This window comes from Salmonella sp. NW722 (assembly GCF_051702785.1).
Classification (GTDB): domain Bacteria; phylum Pseudomonadota; class Gammaproteobacteria; order Enterobacterales; family Enterobacteriaceae; genus Salmonella; species Salmonella enterica.
This window is the reverse complement of sequence record NZ_JAMMIN010000009.1, coordinates 71,889-87,410: the sequence shown is the minus strand read 5'-3', so window position 1 is coordinate 87,410 and position 15,522 is coordinate 71,889. Positions and strand designations below refer to the sequence as shown.

The window sequence follows — 15,522 nt, the reverse complement described above, 5'->3', positions numbered from 1 at the left end:
TATGTTCTGTTGTTATGTCAGGCGCGGATTATAAAGAGCATCCCATCAATTGCCTATGGATGCAGGTAACATTTTTTTAAAATAAAATGAGCATTAGCAACAAAAGTTAAAGGCGCACAGCAAACTCAGGGGACTGACACAGCACGCAGTGCGTGTGTTCAGGCGTGAGAGCATGAAAAGTACGTTTGCAGCTTTCGCAGGTGAGCGTATACGCCGCACTATGCCGCGTTGAGGCGGGTTCCACGTCAAACCGCAGCCGCAGCGCCTGATGCGGACATACCGCCGCACAGCCGCCGCATCCCGTACAACGCGCCGCCGCTATCGTCAGGGTATTGTCGTCAAACTGGATAACGTTCTCCGGGCAGCTTCGCCAGCAGGCACCGCACATCCTGCACTCTTGCGGACTGATTTCGGGTACGCATTCGCTGAACGCGGAAAACGCCTGTCTGAGACGCCGTTTCCTCGGCTCGACGGCGCACGGGGTAATGGCGTCGCGCGGAACATGAAACAGAGTGCGCCGCGAGGCGTTAATCTCCGCGCCGACAACGTGTTTGAAAGACCAGCCCGGCTCGCCGTAGCGGCGCAGCGCTAAATTTAGCCTCGCCAGCGCCATCAGCCACTGCGCCGATCGCTCCACCGCAATATCAATAAAGCGAATACCGTACTGGCTGTGCCAGAGAAGCAGTTCATCGACCGTTGGCGCCTGTAGCGAAAACGGCCCCACCAACGTATCCCCCTGCACAAAGCGTTTAACCGGTTTGATACCGGTAATGGCGTCAACAGGACAGACAAACAGACAGTCGCCACAGGCTATGCAGCGCGTCGTATCTATGCTGACCTGCCCCTGCGCCAGCGAAAACGCCTGCGCCGGACAAACATCGGCGCAAGCGCGGCAGGAAGAAAAACGAAAGCGACGACGGACGCAGGCCTGCGTCACGTCTACCGCCGGATCGATCGTCAGGTTAACCATCAGCCAATACTAAAGAAGACGTAGCGCAGCATAATCTCGCCGAGAAGCAGCAATACGCTGCCCGCCACCAGAGTCCCTCTGGCGTTTCGCAGACCGCCTGCGGCAAAGCAGAGCATTCCCGCCGCTGAGACACACCAGCCGAGAAGATAGACGTCGCGCAACTGCGCCAGCGCCTGTAGCGGATGATGCGGGAAAGTGACGACCGTCGTATCCACCGCATTAATATCCGCCAGCCATAGCGGCTGCATGATCAGGCGAATCAGCACCATCAGTGCGACCACTACCACAGCGCAGCGCATTGCGGCGCCAGCGTTGCGCAGATAAGCCAGCGCAATGACTACCGAACCGATAATGCCTGACGTGCCAAAAAACAGCGCCAGCGTGTTGCTATGCTGCCAGGTCGCCACCGAGGCATGGATATAAACCTGCGCCATGCAGAATACATCCACCAGCCCAAACGCTGCCGCCAGCGCCAGCAGCGGCTGCCAGCCTGGTTTTCGGAAAAATAGCAGCACAACCCCCAGTCCCAGCGCCGCCAGATAAAGGCTGGCAAAGACGATTTCGCGACTCAGCCACGAACTGGCGACATGACGTAACGCGTTTAGCGCATTCAGGGGATAGCCCATGTGCAGCGCTGAAGCAAGCAGCCCCACGCAGGCCAGTACAAACGCCCCCACCATCGCGGGAAGCGCGCCGCGTGCAGGCACGCGTCCCTCTACGGCGTACTGGCGGCCCAACGCCAGCCACACTGTCACACCCACAGACCCTTGCAAACAGAGCGTAAAAATCAGCAGCGGTAACTCATGCATGGCGTTTACCCTCTTTTTCTGCGCCCTGATGCGCTTTTACAACCAGATTAGGCTTGGTTATGGATGAATCTGGCAGCCCGTTAACGTCGCATACGCTACCGTACTTCGCGCGCAGTTCATCAATCGGACCAAACTTGATGGCCTCCAGCGGACAGGTCGCAACACAGACGGGCGGTTCACCTTTCGCCAGTAAATCAACGCACATGTCGCACTTGGACATTTGGCCGGTCTGCTCGTTAAGCTGCGGCGCACCGTAAGGGCAGGACCAGGCGCAATAGCCACAGCCGACGCATTTGTCGGTATCAACGCGCACGATGCCGTCGCCCGGGCGTTTATGCATAGCGGTAGTCGGGCAATTTTTGGTGCAGACAGGGTCCGCACAGTGGTTGCAGGAAATGGAAAGCGTATAAGCAAATACGTTATTGCTGACCCCGCCCTGCCCGGTCGGGATGAAACTTCCGCCCTTGACTTCATAGACGCGGCGGAAACGACGGCCTACTTCCAGATTGTTTTTGTCTTTGCAGGCCACCTGGCAGGCTTTACAACCGGAGCAGCGTGAGGAGTCGATGAAAAACCCCAGTTGTTTATCGCTCACCGGCGGGTAATGTGTAAACTGACTCATGCTTTAGCCACCTCCACCAGCATGGTTTGATGTGAATTTCCCTTCGCCAGCGCGGTAATACGGGCCGAGCTGAGGACGTTCGCACAGCCGCCTTTATCAATACCGTTCTCATCCGGCTGCCACCAGGCGCCGGCCTGCATCGCGACAACGCCAGGAATAATGCGCGGCGTCACTTCCGCCGGGATTTCGCAAATCCCGCGTGAGTTATGAATGCGCACCATGTCGCCATGCGTAATGTCGCGCTTTTGCGCATCCTGCGGGTTGATCCACAATGTCTGCTGCTGCACTTCAATCAGCCACGGGTTAGCGTATTGCGTTGAGTTGGCGCGGTTTTTTCCTTTCCACGTAATTAACTGGAGCGGAAAATCTTTCGCCAGCGCATCCTCCGGGCCTTCATGCGCGGGAACGTAGTGCGATAACGCCGGGATTTCCGGATGCTGCATGTCGTACAGGCGCTTCGAGAAGATCTCTATTTTCCCTGACGGCGTCGGGAACGGATGATTTTCCGGATCGCGAATATTGTCTTCAAAGGCGATAAATGGCGCGCTTTTGAACAGATGCTGACGGGTCTTTTGCAGCGTGGCGAAATCCGGCAGATTTTCGTCCGGCATCGCCAGGCGCGTCTGTTCCCAGATGTGTTCAATCCACGCTTTCTCATCGCGCCCCTGGCTAAATTCATTCTCAATGCCTAATTTCGCCGCCACCTCACGTAGCCAGTCGTAGTCGGAGCGCCACTCAAATTCAGGCTCGATCAGTTTTTCAGAGAGTATCAGGTAGCTTGCCGTACCCCAGGTTTCACCGATGTTCCAGCGTTCCATAAAGCTGGTTTCCGGCAGCAGTAGATCAGCGTATTTCGCGCTCGGCGTCATAAACAGATCGCTGGCGACAATAAACTGGATCTTTGATTCATCCTCCAGTACGCGTACCGCCTGGTGCAGATCGGGGTTCTGATTCGCCAGATAGTTCCCGGCCAGCGAGAACAGAATACGGATGTTACTGTCCAGCTTATCGGCATCTTTCAGCCCCATATCCGGCGTCACTTTGCTGGCGTCGTCTGCGGCCTGCACCCAGTTCATCACCGAAATTTTGGCTTTTACCGGGTTATCCGGCATCTCCGGACCCGCGGCGAATTTACGGTTAGCGCAGCCGCCGTAACCCGCAGCCCAACCGCCTTTGATGCCGACATTACCGGTAATGGTCGCCAGTAGAGTCGAACCGCGCGCGGTGCGCTCGCCGCAGTTGTGGCGCTGTGGTCCCCACCCCTGAATCAACGCGGCGGGTTTGGTATTCGCGTAATCACGCGCTAACTGGCGAATGGTTTGCGCCGGCACATGGGTGATCTTTTCCGCCCACTCGGGGGACTTAACGACACCGTCTTTGGCGCCGGTCAGATACGCCACCAGCGATTCGTTAGCCGGTACGCCTTCCGGCATTGAGTCTTCATCAAAACCGATAGCGTAGCGCGCAATAAATGCGCGATCGTGCAGATTCTCGCTGATGATGACGTACATCATCGCGTCCATCAGCGCATTGTCGGTGGTGGGCAGCAGCGGGATCCACTGATCCGCCAGCGACGAAACGGTGTCGGAATAGCGCGGATCAACCACGATAAACCGCGTACCGTTCTGCTTCATCTTCTGCAAGAAATAGTTGGTATGACCAAAAATGGTCTCCGTCGGGTTATGGCCCCACAGAATCACCAGTTTGGTCTCCAAAAGCGTATCCAGCGAACTGCCGCTGGCGGCAATGCCGTAAGTATAAGGCGTCGCGGCCGCCGTGTTGCCCATACTCACAGAATGGTAGCTTTCGAGATAGCCGCCGGTCAGATTCAGCAGGCGACGCGCCATTTTATCGCCGGAAAAGGTGCCGCCGGAAACGGCGGTGCCAACATGAACATAACGCGAAGCCGGGCCATATTTTTCAGTAATCGATTTTAAATTATCGGCGATTAAGGTTGTCGCTTCATCCCAGGAAATTCGCTCGAACTTTCCTTCACCGCGTTTTCCTACGCGCTTCATGGGATATTTAAGTCTGTCAGGATGATAAACAAATTTACGGTATGCGCGTCCACGAACACAGGCACGCATCACCGGCATTTGCGCATCCAGCGCATTATCCGGTCGCGTTGAAATTCGCGTCACGATACCGTCACTAACATGCGCCCGAATATCGCATTTGCCCCCGCAGTCAAAAGTGCTGCATGTCTGAACGACTTTTTCCGCAGGCCTGTTTTCAGTGGCCGTCACAGCGCGCGCCTGAGCGGTAGCTGGCGAGGAGACAAACGGTAACGCAATAAGCGCGGAGCTGGCCTGGATAAAGTGGCGGCGAGAAATAGCGGGCTGTTCGCCATTTCCCTGGCTTTTTATATTTTTCATGATCCGACTCGTCAAATAAAAACCCATTCTCACGTTTTTAAGTGTCAGATCTCTTGATATTTATCAAGCTCCCTCATTAAGGGTAATTCCGGAAAAATTAATAATTCTCATTAACTTTAAATTAAATGAAATTCATAATTTATTCTGAAGAGTTGTTAACGTATTAATTCAAAATTAACCGCAGCAACCTGACCGGACTCATCCATTACGACAAGTTGATAACGTCCAGCGATATTGAGTAATAAAGAAAGGCGATTATTTTCGCCATTAACAGGTTCGCCATTTAAAAACCACCAGCGCCGCCCTTTGCCGCCGGTAGTCGAGACGGGCAGCGTGACGTTTTCCTGGCCTGGCAATTGCCTGATCACCGCGCCATCCCTCACTCCTGACAGCATTAACGGCGCGGCATCACTGCCCTGTAGCGGCGGACAGTGGTCGGACGCCGCGGGCAAGCGGGCGCTACGTCTTTCCGCAGGCGGCAGCCACGGCTCCAGCGGCCGCGGCCAGACGATAAACGTATGCGCACGCGCCTGCGGACAGTCGGCAGCGACACGCCGCCCCGTATCATCCAGCCAGACCGGGAAACGAATACCGTTGATGTCTTCCTGCTCAGGTAACAGCAGCGTGGGCGGCTGGCTGTCATCGAGCAGCCATGTCGCCAGTCGGCGGCGACAGTTGCTGTCTCCGGCAGGCAGAGTCTGTCCGCCCGGCCAGCAAATGACGCCGCGGCTTACCGCCTGCGGACGCGGATCTTCCGGCAGGCGTCCCGTATGCGCCAGTAACAGATTATTGACCTGGTTAAGCAATGGCACCGCGCTGGCAAAACCAAATTGCCCCACCACAGGCGTGCCGTCGGGTCTGCCTGTCCAGATGCCGATGATATAGCGCGCGTTAACGCCAATAGCCCACGCATCGCGATAGCCGTAGCTGGTGCCGGTTTTCCACGCCAACGGCACAATGCGCGGCAGCGCATTATCCGGTAAGGGTTGCGCTTCATCCGCCATAATTCGTCGAATGATCCACGCCGCTCCCGGCGACATTAATGGTCTTTCCGACAGCGGATCGTCCGGCTGTAACCGTAGTTTCGCCGCTTTCCCATGACGAGCGAACGCGCTGTATGCCGCCGCCATCTCGTCAAGCCGCGCGCCCGCGCCGCCCAGAATCAGCGAAAGATTGGGCGCCGCGCCAGCAGGCAAATATAGCGGCAGGCCGACGTTACGCAGTTTTGCCGCAAATCGTTTCGGCCCATAGGCTTCAAGCACCTGAACGGCAGGCAGATTCAGTGAGCGTACCAGCGCGTCGCTCATGCTGACCGGGCCGTGAAATCCGCTGTCGAAGTTTCCCGGGCGGTAATCTCCGGTGCGGCGCGGAACGTCCTGTAATAATGATGCGGGATGGATCAAGCCGTCATCCAGCGCCAGACCATACACAAAGGGTTTGAGTACCGATCCCGGCGATCGGATCGCCGTTACCATGTCGACATGACCAAAACGGCTGTCGTCATTAAGGTCTACCGATCCTACCCAGCCGCGCACGCTCATATCGGTATGATCGACAACGATCATCGCCAACGAACTGCGTGCAGGCAGCCGCCCTTTCCATGCCCGCGCCAGATCTTCCAGTTGCCGCTGCAATCCGGCGTCCAGCGTGGTCACAATTTTGTCGTTCTGGCTTTTACTCAACATCATTCGGGCAAAAAGCGGCGCCAGTTGCGGCATTTGACGCGGCGCCAGCCAGACCGGTTCTTCACGCGACTCGCGTACCGTTTCGGCAGGCCAGACGCCCTGCGCCGCCATCCGATCCAGCACTTTATTTCGTGCCGCTTCGGCTCTCGCAGGCCAGCGGTCGGGGCGTAACCGGCTCGGCGCCTGCGGCAATACGGCCAGCAGCGCCGCGTCAGCGTAGCTCAGGCGCGCAGGCGGCTTGCCGAAGTAGGCCCAGCTTGCAGCGCCAATACCCTGTAGCGTGCCGCCGAACGGCGCGCGGTTCAGGTACAGAGTCAGGATATCGCGCTTGGACAAATGCCATTCAAGCTGGAGGGCGCGCCAAAGCTGGCGGATTTTACCGCCGAACGTGCGCGAATGCGGGTCCAGCAGTCTCGCCACCTGCATAGTCAGCGTACTGCCGCCGGAAATAACGCGCCCGGCGGTAAGATCCTGCCATGCCGCGCGCGCGACGGAGAAAGGGTTAACGCCAGGGTGCCGCCAGAACCAGCGATCTTCGTAATTGATTAAGGCCTCCAGGTAGCGGGGAGAGACCTCTTCAATCGTCACCGGATAACGCCAGATCCCCCCGGCGTCGGCAAAGCGCCACAGCGGCGTACCGTCATGGGCTACCACGACCCGCGCAGGATGGACCTCATTGAGCGGCAGCGGCCAGAGTTTATCCGCTGCCCATAACGCCAGGAAAATAAAAAGCGGCGCGCCCGCCAGCCACAGCCAGCGGCCACGTTTACCACGCCAACCGTTCATTTAAGGCGTCACAATCAGCAGCCCCTCGCTCGCGCCGGTTGCCCGCCACTGAGGCGCGTACATCGATTCCACCTGCGGTTGCGCAAGCTGGTACGTCCCCGGCGTTACCGCGCGCGCCAGGTAGACCAGCGTCACGGGCTGGCCCTCATTGACAACGACGGCAGCCACAAACCGATCGTCGCGGAATTCCATATACTGAATATCCGCCTGCTGCATCTGATTAAGCAGATTTTGCACTTCGCTACCGCTCTCCGGCAGGCTGGCGCTGCTGTCAGCCAGATTCTGGTTTTCCAGCTCCAGCCCGGCCGGGAGCAGGTCCACCACCAGCGCATCCGGCACATTGCGATCGGCCACTACCGTTAACCAGACCAGCACCAGTTCGCCGCTACGCAACGAGGACAGCGATTTGCGCTGACCATCGGTCCCCAGTATTTGTCGTTCAATCTGCAAAACGTTGCTGGCAGGCTCAGGCGCAGATGAGGGATAGCCACTGCTATCCAGACGCAGCCATAGCGGCTGGCTACCGGTGTTCGTCACCTCAAGGGCGGCCAGCTGGTCAGCATCCAGATTACGGGTCAGCGCCTTGTCGCCCGACAGCGGCTGCGCCTCTAACGAGGTCTGCGCCTGCCAGGCGCCCGCGCTGGCCTGTCGCGAATGCGCGGCGAGGAACAAGGCATTGTTCTCCTGGGTAGAGAGCCAGCGCTGACCGAAGGCCTGCTCAGAAAGCGAGCTTAATAGCGCGTTTTGCGCGTCCGGTCTGAGGTTGTTCTCTTCCAGTAACGACAACATCAGAGCGTTATCGCGCAGAGAACTGCCGTAATCCGCTATCCATTGCCGTTCGTCCTGACGCGGCGTATTCAGAGCCAGCGTAATGGCCTCTTCGCCGCGTCTGGCATCACCCATCGTGTTTAACGCGATGCCCAATTGCATCAGCGGCAGTCCTGAAGCCGCCTGACTACGGCGCTCCCAGATTTCGCGCAGCGCGCCGAGCGGCGCTTTCTGCTGACGCGCCAGTACCAGCGCGGCGTAAGCCTGAGCGGCAAAAGTACTGGCCTGGGTATTATCGCTATAACGAATCAGCATCAGCATCGTGCCGGGATCCTGCAGATAGCGCAGCAGTCGCTCATTGCCCCGGTTAATGGCCTCCGGCGGGACGCTATATCCCTGCTCGCCCGCGCGAATGAGGAAATCCATCGCGTAGGCCGTTAGCCAGGGCTCTTCCGCCCCATTTTCATCCCATAGCGCAAAACCGCCGTTATCACGCTGCATCTGTAGTATGCGGGAGATGCCGATATCCACCGCGGCGCGCCGTTTTTCATCGCTATCGCCGGTAATACCGAGCGACTGCAATTGAGCGGCATTAGTATACAGCGCCGGGAATAACCCGCTGGTGGTTTGTTCCAGGCACCCGTACGGATATGCTTTCAGCTCGCGAATGTAGCGCGCCAGATTGAGCGGCGGTTTTCCGCTTAACAGCAGTTGTCCCTGTAACGTGGCTGGCGAGACGTTTGCCAGATGCTGCTCTGGTACATGCCAGCTCTCTCCCGGCGCCAGCGCAATGCCGCTATTTACCGTTTGGGCAGGCCAGGCCGGACGCACGCCGATTTGCCACTGCTTATGCTGCGCGCCGAGGGTTTCTCCCGGCAGATTCAGACCGCTAATGGTCGCCTGGATTTCGCCTTCGCCAAAACCTTCCAGCGCGCGTACCGGAACGAATAAGGTGGTGCGCACGCCCGGCGCCAGGTTGACCGGTTGCGGCTGTTGACTAAGCAGTTCCAGTAACCCACTGGCGGCGAGCGCAATATTCAGCGTCTGCGGGCGGTCGGTCAGATTGGTGACGTCCAGCACCAGTCGCGAAACATCCCCTCCCGCCAGAAAACGCGGCATATTCAGCTCGGCAATCACTGGCGCGGCGACAACGACTTTGCTTTCGCCGCGACCAAAATCGTCCGCTGTCCATGCCTGCGCCATAACCCGCAGTTCGCCGTTAAAGTCGCCAATCGGCAGCGTTACGACCCCTTCGCCCTGCTCATTGAGCGTGATCGGCTGCGCCTGCTGCGCGATGATATTGACATGGTTTACCGGCGGTTTTCCGCCGCGCTTAAGGTCGTCGCCATCGCCGCCAAAACGCAACGCCGCCAGCCGCCCCTGCCCTTCAATGACCTGGCCGTAAATATCGTAGATATCCGCACCGTAGCGTTTTTGACCGAAGAACGCCTGCCACGGGTCCGGCGTCGCGTAATCGGTGATATTCAATACGCCGCTATCGACCGCGGAGACCAGCACGTTGATCTGTTTTGGCATTTCGCCGTGTTTAACGCTGGCTTTCACCCTGACGGTGAGCGGCTGATTCGGGCGCATTTTAGCCGGGCTTTCCAGCGCCAGATCGAGGCGGCGGTTTTCATCCCCCAGCGGTAGGTGTAGTAACCCTACGGCGCGTTTTGGCGTCGCGGAACGAGATTTATCGCCGGGACGCACCACCAGCGTACTGAGATAGAGATCGTGGCGATTCCAGGTTTTATCCACCGGAATCGTGAGCTCCAGACCTTGTGCCGGCACATCGATCGCCTGCCACCACAGCGGACCGTCGCTGGACTCCACCATGGCATAACCTTTACCGGCGACCGGCGCGGCGATATGCAATTTCATGGTGTCGCCTGGACGATAACTCGCTTTATCCAGTTTGAGGGTGACGCGATCCGGACGCGCCGCGCCGCTACCGTCGCTGTTATCCTGCCAGCTATAGCCGGCCCAGAAACGAACGCTGCTGACCGTCTCATTCGGCGCTTTGACCTCCAGACGGTACGCGCCCCATTCCACCGGGAAGCTGACTTTTCCGGTTTCATCCGCGTTCAGATTCAGCGTCTGCTCGCCCTCCACCAGAGCTTTTTGATCAAACTGCGACTGCCAGCCTTCGCTTTCCGACCAGTTCCAGTAATAGTCGCGACGCTCGCGGATGAGCCGCACCTGTAAACCAGACACCGCTTTTTTCTCGCCCTGCGCGTTGGCGTAAACAATATCGAATGCGGCGTTGCTGTCTTCGTCGACAATCGGTTGATTAACGGTGGTATCCGTACGGTAGTCGTATACCGCTTTGGCGGCGAACTGTGGACGAATTCCCGGTAACGTATCGGCAGGCCAAATCGCCTGCTCTACGCGACGAGTGACCGGACGGCCGCCAGACTCCAGCAGGCTGGCCTGTAAAATCACCTGCAGCGGCGAATGCGCTTCTTGCCACTGGCTGGCAGTACTCACTTCACCACGTCCGCCTTTATCCAACGTCAGTTGAACTTCGTCCAGGCTGCGCGAAAGATTCTCTTCGGCAATATTGCCGAACTGGAAGCCAGGCAACGCCGCGACAGCGTCGCGCAGCGGACGCAGGAAAAGTTGCCCTTGCAGGGTATTGCCGTTAGCAGGCGCGCCATACAAGTAATAGCCGACAACGGAGAATTTCACCTCATCCGCAGGCGCCAGCGGTGTTTTTTGCGCCGTCAGGTTGAGCGCCATCCGCTCCGGCATAAAGTCTTCCACGTGGAAATCCCAACTCCGCAGCAAATTATCGCCGGTGTTGGCGCGGACATGCCACAAGCCGGTCGGCGCGTTGATATCCAGCGGATAATTCAAACGGTATAGCCCGTTTTCCGGCTGGCTGACGACGGTACGCATCACCTGTCCGTCTGGTTTTACCACTTCCAGCTTAACGGGTTGATCGGGCAGCGTTTTACCGTCGCTATCGCGCAGTAATCCGTTGAGGATAACCGTTTCGCCTGGTCGGTAGAGATCGCGCGGGCCGAACATAAAGAACTGCTTGCTGTAGCCGGGCGCGCCAGCGACATTAAATTCCGACAGATCCAGAGCCGGAAGCGTGAGATCGAGCAGCGTGGTCTGCTCCTCTTTACGCGCCAGTAATAGCGCCGCCGCTTTATCAGCCTCCAGTTGCACATGTCCCTGCGCGTCGCTCGTCGCCTGCGCCAGCGTCTGACCTTTATCATTCAGAAGAACGATCTCAATTCCCGACTGCGCCGCGCCGTTTTCCAGGCTTTGCGTAAAGATATCCAGCCGATTATGGTAACGGTGCGCGGACACGCCGATATCGCTAAGGGTAAACAACGTAGCGGCATTACTATAGTTGTAGTGTCCAGCCTGATTCATTACCGCCACATATACGCCCGCCTGTTGCAGCGGCTTAATATCGCTTAATGGCAGCAGCAGTTTCTCACGCGTATTGCGCGCCGGATTAAGATCAAAACGACCGGTATAAACCAGATCCGCCATTTTCAGCAGATGGTCGGACTCCCAGTTAGAGAGAGAACTACGGTACTCCCACTGGCTGACAAATGACGCCAGCGATCCGGGCTTAACGCGGAAAAAGTTCACATCAACGTGGTTGACGTTAAGCGCCATGACCGGCAATCCTTCCGCGATTTTCCCCGGTAGCAGCGATCCCCGGCTGGCAAAGCCGACGCTGGGCTGGACATCACGCGTGGTAATCGTTTTTTCATAAGACTTGCCGAAGGTGGCGTTATTCAGCGCTTTAACGGCGGGATCAACCGTGACCACCAGCACGCGCTCAGGTTCCAGATGACGTAACCTTAGCTCTTTTAAATTTGGCGCCAGCTCCCATGCGCCGTCAACGCTGCCGCTTTTCTTATCAACCACGTGAACCACACGGGAGAAATCCTGTTCAGGATCTAAAGGAATTGAAAACGTCAGCACCAGCGTCGCCGCGCCGTCAAGCTGCGCTTCGGAGGCGTCTAATAGCGTGAGCGCTTTGCCCTGGCTTTGCTGCGCCAGCTTTTGTAGCTGTGCCGGGTCTTGCGCGGGCGAGGGCTGCGCTACGGCTGGCGCTTCGCTTTTAGTCGTCGGGGCGGTTTTATCGTTGTTATCGCATCCCGCCAGCGCCAGCATGATCATGCAGGCCACCACGCGTAAATGTTTCATCTTTCATCCCTGGCCTTAACGGCCTGTCAGCAACGGTTGATGAGATATTATGCGCGAGAAATTTTATTGTGTAAGTCCGTATTACTGTGATGATGCGAAAATTTTACACAGAAATGTGGTTTCGCCAGCCAAAACAGCCTCTTCTACTTGTCCCTTTTCGGGAAACGTCCGACAATTTGACCATAACCAGGTAACAATGGAGATGCCCATGACCACCGCCTTTTTTGTCGCCGCCGACTGGCTTGCCGAACATATTGATGATCCGGAAATACAAATTCTTGACGCCCGTATGGCGCCGCCAGGACAGGAACATCGTGATATGGCGGGCGAATATCGCGCCGGACATATTCCCGGCGCGCTGTTTTTTGATATTGAAGCGCTTTCCGATCGCGCATCGCCGTTGCCGCATATGATGCCGCGCCCGGAAGCGTTTGCGGTGGCCATGCGTGAACTGGGTGTTCGCCAGGATAAACACCTGGTCATATACGATGAAGGCAATCTGTTCTCCGCTCCGCGGGCATGGTGGATGCTGCGCACGTTCGGTGCCGAGAAAGTGTCCATTCTGGCGGGCGGACTGGCGGGCTGGCAGCGCGACGAATGGCTATTGCGCGAAGGCGAGGAAGCGCATGAAGGAGGCGAGTTTGAGGCGAAATTCACGCCGCAAGCCATGGTGCGTCTCACCGACGTATTGCTGGCAAGTCATGAAAAAACCGCGCAAATCGTTGACGCGCGTCCGGCGGCACGTTTCAACGCTCAGGTTGATGAACCGCGTCCGGGGCTGAGGCGCGGACACATTCCTGGCGCGCTAAACGTCCCGTGGACGGAACTGGTGTATGAGGGCGAATTAAAGACCACTGACGAACTGAATGAGGTTTTTTTCAGCCACGGCGTGAGTTTCGACAGACCGATTATCGCCAGTTGCGGTTCCGGCGTGACGGCCGCGGTCGTGGTGCTGGCGCTCGCCACGCTGGATGTGCCTGACGTCACGCTTTACGACGGCGCGTGGAGCGAATGGGGCGCGCGTACCGATTTACCGGTTGAACCCGCTTAATATCCGCCATGCCGGATGGCGCTCACGCTTATCCGGCCTACCGTTCAGGCTGATGTAAAACGATCTACAGACATTGCTTTTATTCAGCTGTTTTCCACTGTCCTGCAAACGGTCATTATTTTCTCTTAATAAAATCCTATTTTTTATCGGTAAATACTTTACGTCGGGTATAAGGAGTATCATCACTGCTGTTTTGGTTTTCACCGGGAAATAACTCCTGTAAATATAATTTTTTAAGGATGGAAAATGGATATTTCACTCGCTAATTTAATTGAGTTGGTTAAAAAGGTTAACCGCAATAAGGTGCCTAATCCTATGCCTGCCGAGGAAATAAGTCGTCTGCGAGTGCGTAAGTATCGCGATCCGCAAAATACGGAAACCACTGAGTTACCTGAAAGCCTGAAGGCGCTACTGGCCTACGACCGCGATCTACTTAGCAATTATAATATGCCTGTGATTGAAACATTACAAAGATCTATTGATAAAGAGGGAGTAATTCATTCTTACTCCCCTGATGAAGAGGCGTATTACGGCGTTGGCATGGATAGCTCAGGTATTGATATTGAAGATCTGATGCCTGTCTGGAGTAACGATCCCCGTCTTCCGGCATTAATTCGTATCGATCATGTCGGCGATCAGGCCATTTTTATCTATATCACAGAACGGGATGCCAACGGCGAATACCCTATTGCCCGCATGGAACGTAATGAATTCTGGCTGGCGGAGTCTTCTCTGGTGGAATATCTCTATAATATTATTTCGGGCGCTAAAGACATTGGCTTTACCGAAGAGGATTTACATCTTCCGCAATGGAAGGCACAGCAAAAAATGAATGAACAACGCGATGCCGCTTTACTTGACCTGGAGGATTATCATGAGGCGTTTTGGGCAAAACTGGACGCGCTCGTCGATTAATCGACATGATGTCGGGTGGCGCTCACGCTTATCCGGCCTACCGTTCAGGCTGATTTAAAGCGAATCTACATAAATTCTGTTTAAGCAGGCCACAAAAAAACCGCTCAATTGAGCGGTTTTTTTGTGCTGGTCCGGTTCGCGGCCTTTCCAGCAGGCTTTGTTGCCATAGCAACGCAGGCACACCGTAGGGGATTAATACTCCCTTTTAAGGGAGCAAATGTCAATATGATTTACCGGGAAACTATTCAACATTTGAGGTATTATCTTGCCCGGCCCTTTCCGCCGTCTCGCAAACGGGCGCTGGCTTCAGGAGAGGATAACCCATGGCCGTAAGCGCAGGCACACCGTAGTGCCTGCTATCACGGCATTATCGCCAGCGGTGCTGCCGTGATGCGGTCTTCGCAAGGACCGCAACATGAAGGTACGATACTTTTGTGTCGTGCTTCTTGTTTCTGGCACGTTGTGTCTTCACGCAGACAGAAGCCACCCAGGTAGCTCTGTTCCCGTAACGCTCAACGTCCAGAGCAGGTAAGCCAGGAGGCCGCCCTGTTGGGCAGCTTTCTTTTCTTCAGATGATGCGGTTCTGTTTAAAATCGCGCAGGAACCCGCCCCAGCGGCGCTCGTAGAACGGCGCGATATGCTCAGTGATAAAGTGGCTGATACCCTGCTCGCCCTTCCTCACCTGACAAATATCGATCGGTTCGTCACTCGGTAACGTGTCGGTCGCCACATTGCCCGCTGCGTGAATGATCTCTTCAATCTCGCCGTCAGCCTCAATGCCAATCAGCAGATTGGGTTGGGCGTCCGCATGTTCTTTAATCGCGCAGAGAAACGCGCGTTTCACCGGTTTGATGGTTTTAAACAGCGTAGTGAGGGAATCAATCATCTGCGACGGCGGCTCGGCCACTTCGGATAAAATAAGCGACTCGCCGCCTTCCAGCACTTCCTGCGTACTTAACGGACTGCCTTCCTCAGCGAGAAGCAGGCTGATTTCACGCGGCATAAACTCTTTGCCGGTCGGCAATTTAGCGTTGAGGAATAGCGTTTCGCCAAGCGTCATTTCAAACAGCGTGCGCGCCGGCATCACCACAAATGCCTGTTCGTCTTCCACGGCCTGCTGCAGCGCCTCCAGAGAAGTAAAGAAGGGAATGACGGTCGTGCCGTCTTCTTTTTCCCAGTGCTGCAAATCCAGAGCGCTGTCTTCCACAATCGCCTCGCCTTCGGCAGCGCTGCCCGGCACCCAGACGGTGGACTCCAGTAAGGTACGGAAAAATGCCGGACGATGCGCGGGCTCAGTCGCCGCTTTCTCCAGCAAGATTTCTAATTCATTTTTAGTTTCGGACATAGGAATCACAAATTATGTATATG

10 protein-coding genes are annotated in these 15,522 nt (G+C 56.4%); 3 read left to right on the top strand and 7 right to left on the bottom strand.

The annotated features are described in order from the left end of the window. Window positions 1-106 precede the first annotated feature (106 nt). From NA330_RS19865 to NA330_RS19840, 6 genes are all read right to left on the bottom strand, one after another. The gene (locus tag NA330_RS19865; protein WP_023241632.1) at window positions 107-970 is read right to left on the bottom strand and encodes a 4Fe-4S binding protein; all 864 of its coding nucleotides are present in this window, start codon (window positions 968-970) and stop codon (window positions 107-109) included. Beyond that, a complete protein-coding gene (locus NA330_RS19860) occupies window positions 970-1,779 on the bottom strand; it encodes a dimethyl sulfoxide reductase anchor subunit family protein (protein ID WP_023241633.1) in 810 nt (269 codons plus the stop codon). The genes NA330_RS19865 and NA330_RS19860 overlap by 1 nt, the downstream gene beginning before the upstream one ends. Continuing rightward, a complete protein-coding gene (locus NA330_RS19855) occupies window positions 1,772-2,401 on the bottom strand; it encodes a DMSO/selenate family reductase complex B subunit (protein WP_000077436.1) in 630 nt (209 codons plus the stop codon). Before NA330_RS19855 ends, NA330_RS19860 begins: the two co-directional genes overlap by 8 nt. Continuing rightward, window positions 2,398-4,776, bottom strand: coding sequence for a DMSO/selenate family reductase complex A subunit (locus NA330_RS19850; RefSeq protein WP_023241634.1), 2,379 nt, complete (start codon window positions 4,774-4,776; stop codon window positions 2,398-2,400). The genes NA330_RS19855 and NA330_RS19850 overlap by 4 nt, the downstream gene beginning before the upstream one ends. 155 nt (window positions 4,777-4,931) lie before the next feature. Beyond that, window positions 4,932-7,247 carry a peptidoglycan glycosyltransferase PbpC gene (gene pbpC / locus NA330_RS19845; protein WP_023241635.1) on the bottom strand — a complete coding sequence of 772 codons (2,316 nt, stop codon included), beginning with the start codon at window positions 7,245-7,247 and terminating at the stop codon, window positions 4,932-4,934. Continuing rightward, window positions 7,248-12,188 (bottom strand): alpha-2-macroglobulin family protein, encoded by a 4,941-nt coding sequence (locus tag NA330_RS19840; protein ID WP_023241636.1) that lies wholly within the window; start codon window positions 12,186-12,188, stop codon window positions 7,248-7,250. A 208-nt stretch (window positions 12,189-12,396) separates the two neighbouring features. Here NA330_RS19840 and sseA point away from each other — a divergent pair, with 208 nt between their 5' ends. From sseA to timP, 3 genes are all read left to right on the top strand, one after another. Beyond that, window positions 12,397-13,239 carry a 3-mercaptopyruvate sulfurtransferase gene (sseA, locus tag NA330_RS19835; protein WP_023241637.1) on the top strand — a complete coding sequence of 281 codons (843 nt, stop codon included), beginning with the start codon at window positions 12,397-12,399 and terminating at the stop codon, window positions 13,237-13,239. 246 nt (window positions 13,240-13,485) lie between these two features. Continuing rightward, window positions 13,486-14,154 carry a DUF5066 family protein gene (locus tag NA330_RS19830; protein ID WP_023241638.1) on the top strand — a complete coding sequence of 223 codons (669 nt, stop codon included), beginning with the start codon at window positions 13,486-13,488 and terminating at the stop codon, window positions 14,152-14,154. A 415-nt stretch (window positions 14,155-14,569) separates the two neighbouring features. After that, a complete protein-coding gene (gene timP / locus NA330_RS19825) occupies window positions 14,570-14,686 on the top strand; it encodes a small toxic inner membrane protein TimP (protein ID WP_350028759.1) in 117 nt (38 codons plus the stop codon). A gap of 36 nt (window positions 14,687-14,722) precedes the next feature. Here timP and sseB read toward each other — a convergent pair whose 3' ends face one another. Further along, the gene (gene sseB / locus NA330_RS19820) at window positions 14,723-15,499 is read right to left on the bottom strand and encodes an enhanced serine sensitivity protein SseB (RefSeq protein WP_052894807.1); all 777 of its coding nucleotides are present in this window, start codon (window positions 15,497-15,499) and stop codon (window positions 14,723-14,725) included. Between the last annotated feature and the right edge of the window lie 23 nt (window positions 15,500-15,522).

Bases quoted from the DNA above. Each gene is read 5' to 3' on its own strand.
- sseA (WP_023241637.1), top strand. From the start codon at position 12,397: ATGACCACCGCCTTTTTTGTCGCCGCCGACTGGCTTGCCGAACATATT.
- NA330_RS19855 (WP_000077436.1), bottom strand. From the start codon at position 2,401: ATGAGTCAGTTTACACATTACCCGCCGGTGAGCGATAAACAACTGGGG.
- NA330_RS19865 (WP_023241632.1), bottom strand. From the start codon at position 970: ATGGTTAACCTGACGATCGATCCGGCGGTAGACGTGACGCAGGCCTGC.
- NA330_RS19830 (WP_023241638.1), top strand. From the start codon at position 13,486: ATGGATATTTCACTCGCTAATTTAATTGAGTTGGTTAAAAAGGTTAAC.
- NA330_RS19840 (WP_023241636.1), bottom strand. From the start codon at position 12,188: ATGAAACATTTACGCGTGGTGGCCTGCATGATCATGCTGGCGCTGGCG.
- NA330_RS19860 (WP_023241633.1), bottom strand. From the start codon at position 1,779: ATGCATGAGTTACCGCTGCTGATTTTTACGCTCTGTTTGCAAGGGTCT.
- sseB (WP_052894807.1), bottom strand. From the start codon at position 15,499: ATGTCCGAAACTAAAAATGAATTAGAAATCTTGCTGGAGAAAGCGGCG.
- pbpC (WP_023241635.1), bottom strand. From the start codon at position 7,247: ATGAACGGTTGGCGTGGTAAACGTGGCCGCTGGCTGTGGCTGGCGGGC.
- timP (WP_350028759.1), top strand. From the start codon at position 14,570: ATGAAGGTACGATACTTTTGTGTCGTGCTTCTTGTTTCTGGCACGTTG.
- NA330_RS19850 (WP_023241634.1), bottom strand. From the start codon at position 4,776: ATGAAAAATATAAAAAGCCAGGGAAATGGCGAACAGCCCGCTATTTCT.